We start from the raw sequence: 7,918 nt of genomic DNA, 5'->3' as shown, positions 1-7,918 counted from the left end.
ACACTAGATATTATAAAAAGTATAAGAAAAGAAGATATATACGCGTTTACTTCTTTTTAGATAGAAATTAAAAAATTCTAATAGAACTAAAAATAGAAAATTATCTTCTATTAGAACATTTTTTAAATATTTAAGTACTAAAGTTGATTTGATTGAGTATAATCCTGCTGAAGACATAGATAGTCCTAAAATTGAGCGTTCATTACCCATTTATTTAGATTTAGATGAAGCTATGTTAATATTGAAAGAGATATCTAATTCAGAAAAACAACCTAAATTTAAATTTAGGGACTATGCTATAGTAACTTTATTTTTAAATTGTGGAATGAGGCTATCAGAGCTCTCCAGTTTAAATTTAAATGATATTAAGACTAATATACTGCGTGTTACTGGAAAAGGTCGTAAACAACGTGAAATATTCCTTAATAATGCCTGTAGAAAAGCTCTAGATGATTATTTAAAAGTTAGACCTGACATCGATAATGAAGATGCATTATTTTTAAGTATGCGTAATAATAGAATGAATAATAGATCCATTCAACATATGGTAGAAAAATATATAAAGAATTCAGGATTAGATACAAATAAATATACTGTACACAAATTAAGACACACAGCAGCAACTCTTATGTATCAATATGGTTCAGCTGATATAAGAAGTCTACAAGAAATACTTGGTCATGAATCAGTTAGTACTACGCAAATCTACACTCATGTAAATAATAAAGCTTTAAAAGACACTATTGAAAGTAATCCTTTGTCAAATATAAATTACACTGAAGTTGATGATAGTGCTGAAAATAATGATAAATATTTTAAATGAGCATAAAAAATAGTCACAAAATTAATTAATTTTGTTGACTATTTTTATTGCTCATAATTAAAAATTTAAATATTTACTACACTCTACCCTACACTTATTATTTGGGAAGTTTTCATCTATAAATTGGTATGGAAATAATTTCACCTTGTGTTATTTTGGATGAATTATTATTTAATTTGATAATTTTATCTACATAATCTCGTTTATCCATATTGTAGTTATATTTATCAGCTATATTCCAAATAGTTTCATTTGAATTGACATAATGATAAATCAATTTAGGTTCAGGTTGTCTAGTTTCAAAACCATCTAAGTTTTCTATTTTTAATCCAGTTGTGAATAAAAACATCATAATAATAAATATAAATACCCTATTCTTTTTTAATTTTAAATTACTTTTCATAATCCACCTCATCAAATATATGTTCTGAATGTTTGTTCTAAATTAATTGTATTTGAACATTTGTTTTTGTCAAGTATTTTAAACGTTTGTTTGAAATATACGTTCTCATCTGTTATACTTTGTATATAGGAGGTATAAGTATGTACGAAGATTTGAGTCAAAGAGAAAAAGATATATTATTTTATTTAATACAACAGTTACAATTAAAAGGATATCCCCCTACAGTTAGAGAAATTTGCCAACAACTAAATATAAAAAGTACATCAACTGTTCATGGAAGTTTAGAAAAACTTGAAATAAAGGGATATATAAGAAAAGACCCTACAAAACCTAGAGCTATAGAGATACTTAGCAATAATGAAGATGTATTTTTAAATAAGAAAAAAACTGTTGATATACCAATTGTTGGTCAAGTTTCGGCTGGAGCGCCTATACTAGCTTTTGAAAATATAGAAGATACATATCCTCTTCCAATTGAATTTGCTCAAGACAGAAATTTATTTATTTTAAAAATTGTTGGAGAAAGCATGATAAATGCAGGGATATTGGACGGAGATTTTGTAATAATAGAAAAACGTGATTTTGCTAAAAATGGAGATAAAGTTTTAGCTTTAATTGGAGAAGATTCTACAGTTAAGACTTTTTATAAAGAAAAAGATGGATTTAGGTTACAACCTGAAAATGATTTTATGGATCCCATTTATGTAAAAGACCTTAAAATTTTGGGTGTAGTTGTTGGTTTATATAGAAAGATGTAAGGGATATCCCTTACATCTTATTTTTTAAGTTATAAATTTGTTCTTTAAAATTATTTAATACATTTATTAAGGCGTATTTACCATGATAATAAGATAAGCCACCTTGGAAATAAGCATAATATGGCGCTCTCATAGGACCATCAGCAGACAATTCTATTGAAGAGCCTTCTATAAAGCCTCCTGCTGCCATTATAACTTTATTTTCATATCCTGGCATATCCCATGCTTGAGGAGTAAATTGATGGTCTACAGGAGATGCACTTTGTATTGCTTCACAGAATACTTCTAATAGTTTAGGATCGTTTAATTCAATGCTTGTTATTATATCTGACCTCTTATCAGAACTTTTAGGTAGGGTTTCATATCCTAATTTTTCAAATGCGAGACTAAATAATCTAGCTACCTTTATTGCATCTTCTACAACTTTGGGAGCCATAAATAGTCCTTGTAAAATTTGCCTTGTCATCCCAAAGCTAAGGCCACATTCCTTACCTATTCCTGGGGCTGTAAGATTATTAGATATTCTATCTATTAAGTCTTGCTTTCCTACTATATAACCACCTGAGTAAGCTAATCCACCTCCTGGATTTTTTATTAAGGAGCCTGCCATATAGTCAGCTCCAAAATCTGTAGGTTCTTCATAATCTGTAAATTCACCATAACAATTATCTACAAAAATTATAACTTTAGGATATTTTTCCTTTATAGATTTAATTACAATTTTTAATTCATCAGTTGTGAACGCTTTTCTATTTGAATAACCTGTAGACCTTTGAATTGCGATAACTTTTGTATTCTCTGAAATCATTTCAATGATTTTTTCTATATCTATTTTCCCATCAATTAAATCAACTTGAGAGTAGTGAATGCCACTTTCAATAAAGTTACCTGGTTCATTTCCATCTATACCTATAACTTTTCTAAGTGTGTCATAAGGAGCTCCACTTATATATATTAATTCGTCTCCTTTAGCTAATATAGACTTTAATGCTAGGCTTATAGCATGTGTTCCACTTACAATATTAGGCCTTACAAGGGCATCTTCTGTGTTAAAGATATTGGCATATATTTTTTCAACCTTATCTCTCCCCTCATCTCCATAACCATAACCAGTGGTCCAATTAAAATCTGTTGATTTTAAATTATTATCTTGCATTGCTTTCAATATTTTCATTTGATTATAAAATGAAATTGGTTCAAATTCTAAAAAGGACTCTTTAAGTTCATTTTCACAATTACATACAAAATCAAATATTTCTTTATTAATCTTGAACGAATCAAAAAAATTATTTTCCAAATTTATCTCCTACTAATTTTTTTAATGTTTTAAAAATATTTTTGTCTTCTTTATCTAACCAAATGATTCTATCATCACGTTTAAACCAAGTAATTTGACGTTTAGCATAGTGTCGTGAATTTTTTTTAATTAATTCTACCATTTCTTCCAATGAAATATCATTTTTAAAATATGATATAACTTCTTTGTAACCTATTGCTTTAAAAGCTTGAGAATTTTCAGAATATTTTTCTACAAGCTCAGAAACTTCTTTGATTAAACCTTGATTTATCATTTGTTCTACTCTGATATTTATATTTTCATACAGCTTACTTCTCTCCATATTTAACCCTAAGTAAAGTAAATTGTATTCATTATTTTTAGAATTAAAATTTGAATTATCTTTTTTACCACTTTTAGATATCTCCAAAGCCCTAATAATTCTATGAGAGTTATTTCTATCTATTTGATTTGCAGATTCCGGATCGACTTCAAGCAATAATTCATATAGGTATCCCAATCCCTTTTCTTGCAATACTAAGTTTAGGTACTCTCTGTAAGCTATATCTTTTGACTGTTCTTGAAAAGTTAAATTATAAACTATTGAATTTATATAAAGTCCTGTGCCTCCAACTAAAATAGGCATCTTACCTCGAAGATTTATTTCTTCTATTAATTTTTTTACTTGTTGTTGAAAATCATAAACTGAAAATTCCGTATTGGCATCAACTATATCAATCATGTGATGCACGATATCAGTTTGACTAGTATCTATTTTTGCTGTTCCAATATTAAATTCTTTATATATTTGCATTGAATCTGCGGAAATAATCTCACCATTATATTCTTTTGCAATTTTTAAAGATAATTCTGTCTTGCCTACACCTGTAGGTCCTGTTAAAATAATTAAATTCATTTATCCTCTCAAAAACATTTTTTCTAGATCTCTTTTAGTAAGCTCTAAAACAGTTGGACGACCATGAGGACATGTATAAGGGTCCTCACAATTTACTAAATCTTTTACAAGTTGTTTAACTTCAATAGAACTTAGTTTTTCATTGGCTTTAACAGCAGCTTTACAAGCTTTTTTCATAAGAGCGTATGGGTTAACTTGATATGCAGAAGTTAAGTTTTCATTCACTTCCTGAAGTGATTGTCTTAAAAAGTCTTCGAAATTACATCCAACTATAGAAGGAATAGCTCTAACAATCAAAGAATTATCTGAAAATTTTTCAATTTCAAATCCAATTTTATTTAATGTTTCTGTGAATTCGTCAAACTTATCCAATTCAACATTTGATACATCAAATATCTCTGGTTTTAATAGCATTTGAGAATCAACTTGTCTGTAATTAAATTGATTTAAAAATTCTTCATATTTAACCCTTTCATGTGCTGCATGTTGGTCGATTAGGAACCATCTATTATCTCTTGATTCTAATATTAGATAAGTATTAAAAAGTGAACCAACGTATCTTGAGTCTATTAAATTCACTTCTTTTTTAAATGGTTCTATATTTTCCATAGCTATTGAATCATCTATAGTTTCAATTTCTAAATTCTGATTATATTCGCCATAAGAAACGATAGTAGGTTCTTTTTTATCCATATCATGGTTATTATCAGATAAGAATTCTTTGTAAGGTTCTTCTATAGACTCTTTTTTAGAATTTATAAAATTACTAGTATAGTCTAATTCGACTACTTGATCATTGTCCGATGACTCTGTTGTAAACAATTCAAATATATTTACATTTTCTGTTTTAGGTTCATCTTCAATTGGTTTAATAAAATCTCTATTAGGTTTTAATGTTTCTTCAGCTAAATCTTTTAACAATTGAACAATAACTTCATCATTTGAAAATTTAACTTCATGTTTTTTAGGATGAACATTTACATCTACGATAGAAGGGTCTATTTCTAAATAAATTATAAAAACTGGATATCTGCCAAGAGGTATTTGAGAATAGTAAGCTCTTTCTATACTTTTAGAAATCTCTAAGTTTCTGATAAATCTTCCATTAATATAGATATATTGTTCTGACCTAGACGTTCTATATAATGCATTGTTTGAAAAGAAAGCATTTATTTTATATCTTTCATTTTCAAATTTTTTGTTGATTAGATTATTACTTATATCCCTGCCTAATATACTAAATATATGGTCATTCATATTTGTAGTGGCAGATTTACTTAAAATAACTCTTGAGTCCCTTATCAATTTAAAAGAAACTTCGGGTGTTCCAAGAGATATTTTTTTAACCACATCTTGAATTAGATTAAATTCTGAGCTCTCTTTTTTTAAAAATTTTTTTCTTACAGGAGTATTGTGAAATACATCAGTTATATAAAATGTTGTGCCAACTGGAACTCCTATATTTTTTTTATCCCAAATCTTACCATCTTCTAATTTGGCTCTTGTACCTGCTAAATCATTTTTAGTTTTAGTTAGGACTTCTATTTTGGAAACACTTGCGATACTTGCCAATGCCTCTCCCCTAAAACCAAGTGAAGTAATTTCTGTCAAATCTTTAAAATTACTTAATTTAGAAGTGGCGTGTCTGTAAAATGCTTTTTCTATTTCATCTGATAAAATGCCCATTCCATCATCAGAAACTTTAATATATTCCCAAGGCGCTCCTTTGACCTCAACAACTATATTTTTTGCTTCAGCATCTATTGAATTTTCTACAAGCTCTTTAACTATTGAAGCAGGGTTTTCAATTATCTCCCCTGCTGCAATTTTAGATATGGTTAAATCATCTAATATATTAATTGTCATTTATATCACTTGCCTTTTCTACAATTTTACCCAACAAATTCAAAGCCTCTAAAGGTGAAATTGTATTTATATCAATTTTACTAATTTCTTTAACAAAGCCGTCGTAATTAGGATTTACAGCTTCATTAAACGACTCCATTTTAATTTGCACATTTTCTTTTGATTCATGTAGTTCTAATATTTCTTTAGCTCTTTCAACTATAGGTTCGTTTATTCCTGCTAGCTTTGCCACTTCAATACCATAACTTTTAGAACTAAATCCATTTATAATCTTTCTTAAAAAGACAATATCTTCCCCTTGTTTATCAACTGCTATTGTAAGATTTTCAACTTCATCATATATATTAGAAAGATCTGTTAATTCATGATAGTGAGTAGCGAATAATGTCCTAGATTTAATCTTTTTAATTATATACTCACTTATTGCCCAAGCGATTGAAAGACCATCAAAAGTGCTAGTTCCTCTTCCTACCTCATCTAAAATTACTAATGAATTAGGTTTTGCGTGCTTTAGGATATTAGAAACTTCTTTCATCTCAACCATAAAAGTAGAATCTCCACCAGCTAAGTTATCAGAAGCTCCTATTCTAGTAAAAACTCTATCCATTATAGATATTTTAGCTTCATCTGCGGGAACAAAAGAACCTATGTGGGCCATTATTACAATAATTGCAACTTGACGCATATAAGTTGACTTACCTGCCATATTTGGGCCAGTTATCAAATTAAAGAATTTCTCTTCGTTTAAAGTAGTGTCATTTGGCACAAACATGACCTCTTTATTAAGCGCTTCAACTATTGGATGTCTACCTGATTTTATTTCAAGACTTGAACCATCTATTAACTTTGGCCTAACGTAGTTATTTTCATTGGCAACATTAGCTAATGAAGTAAGCACATCTACCTTAGCTATCTTTTGAGCAGTTGATTGTATAGTTCTTAAATTAAAAAATATTTTATCTCGCAAAGTTTTTAAAATTTCTTGTTGTTTTTTTAAAGCTAACTCCTTGGAGCCACTTATTTTTAACTCTAATTCTTTTAATTCAACTGTGTAATATCTTTCTGAGCCTACCAAAGTCTGTTTTCTAATATAATCGTCAGGAACTTTGTCTACAAAAGATTTAGTTACATCAATGAAATATCCTAAGATTTTATTGTACTTAATCTTTAAATTTTTATTGATGTTCTTGCTTTTTCTCTATTCTCTAAATCCAAGATAAGTCTTTGTCCATTTTCACTAGCATTAAATAACTCATCAAGTTCTGTATCAAATCCTATTCGAATAAATCTTTTATCATCAATTATATGTGGCGGGTCTGATACTAATGTAGTATTAATTTCATCTATTAGGGAATCAATAGTACAAATATTTTTTACATAATCTTTTAAATGAATACAGTTTGAATTTAAAATTTCTTTTTGAATTTCCCTTAATTTTTGAGAAAGAGTTCGCCAATGCTTTAATTTCTTTAGGCGAAATTTGAGAATTCGAAATTTTAAAACTCAGTCTTTCAATGTCATTGATTTGGTTTAATTGACCATTAATTTTATCTATTAATATTAAATTCTCTTTTAATTCTTCAACTAAATTTAGTCTATCTGCAATTTTTCCCTTATCAAGTAGAGGTTTTTCTATCCATTTTTTTAGTTCTCTAGAACCCATAGACGTTTTAGTACTATCCAAAACTTGGAATAAAGAACCTTTTTTAGTCCCAGTTGTTATACCATGAGTTAATTCTAGATTTCTCTTTGTATGTTCATCAAGGCCCATATACTCTTCAACCGTATAAACTATTATATCTTTTAGATGGACAAGACTAGATTTTTGAGTTATTCCAAGATAGTTTAGCAAAAGATTAAGAGATGAATAATCATC

Annotated in this window: 7 protein-coding genes and 1 pseudogene; 2 read left to right on the top strand and 6 right to left on the bottom strand. The window is 28.3% G+C overall.

The window, feature by feature from the left end; all coding sequences use genetic code 11:
- Positions 1 to 148: 148 nt before the first annotated feature.
- The gene (locus HMPREF9129_RS06080) at positions 149 to 823 is read left to right on the top strand and encodes a tyrosine-type recombinase/integrase (RefSeq protein ID WP_004821530.1); all 675 of its coding nucleotides are present in this window, start codon (positions 149 to 151) and stop codon (positions 821 to 823) included.
- Between the two features lie 112 nt (positions 824 to 935).
- On the opposite strand, the gene HMPREF9129_RS06075 is transcribed toward HMPREF9129_RS06080, so the two are convergent.
- On the bottom strand, positions 936 to 1,226 hold the full coding sequence (locus HMPREF9129_RS06075) for a hypothetical protein (protein WP_040552651.1): 291 nt from the start codon (positions 1,224 to 1,226) through the stop codon (positions 936 to 938).
- A gap of 140 nt (positions 1,227 to 1,366) precedes the next feature.
- On the opposite strand from HMPREF9129_RS06075, the gene lexA reads away from it, so the two are divergent.
- Positions 1,367 to 1,984, top strand: a complete 618-nt coding sequence (gene lexA, locus HMPREF9129_RS06070) for a transcriptional repressor LexA (protein WP_004821525.1) — start codon at positions 1,367 to 1,369, stop codon at positions 1,982 to 1,984.
- 10 nt (positions 1,985 to 1,994) lie between these two features.
- Here lexA and HMPREF9129_RS06065 read toward each other — a convergent pair whose 3' ends face one another.
- The 5 genes and pseudogenes from HMPREF9129_RS06065 to HMPREF9129_RS10640 form a co-directional block, all read right to left on the bottom strand.
- Positions 1,995 to 3,281: a methionine gamma-lyase family protein gene (locus HMPREF9129_RS06065; RefSeq protein ID WP_004821523.1), complete on the bottom strand. Its 1,287-nt coding sequence runs from the start codon at positions 3,279 to 3,281 to the stop codon at positions 1,995 to 1,997.
- Positions 3,271 to 4,176, bottom strand: a complete 906-nt coding sequence (gene miaA / locus HMPREF9129_RS06060; RefSeq protein ID WP_004821521.1) for a tRNA (adenosine(37)-N6)-dimethylallyltransferase MiaA — start codon at positions 4,174 to 4,176, stop codon at positions 3,271 to 3,273. Before miaA ends, HMPREF9129_RS06065 begins: the two co-directional genes overlap by 11 nt.
- A complete protein-coding gene (gene mutL / locus HMPREF9129_RS06055; protein ID WP_004821519.1) occupies positions 4,177 to 6,042 on the bottom strand; it encodes a DNA mismatch repair endonuclease MutL in 1,866 nt (621 codons plus the stop codon).
- Entirely contained in the window at positions 6,032 to 7,225 is a 1,194-nt protein-coding gene (gene mutS, locus HMPREF9129_RS10645; RefSeq protein ID WP_083827180.1) for a DNA mismatch repair protein MutS, read from the bottom strand. Before mutS ends, mutL begins: the two co-directional genes overlap by 11 nt.
- Positions 7,226 to 7,396: 171 nt before the next feature.
- A pseudogene (locus tag HMPREF9129_RS10640) lies at positions 7,397 to 7,918 on the bottom strand (DNA mismatch repair protein MutS); the annotation flags it as partial.

Origin of the sequence: Peptoniphilus indolicus ATCC 29427, from assembly GCF_000227315.1 — a bacterium.
Taxonomy (GTDB): domain Bacteria; phylum Bacillota; class Clostridia; order Tissierellales; family Peptoniphilaceae; genus Peptoniphilus; species Peptoniphilus indolicus.
Note: the sequence above shows the minus strand (reverse complement) of the source record. Positions and strands in the feature narration are given on the sequence as shown.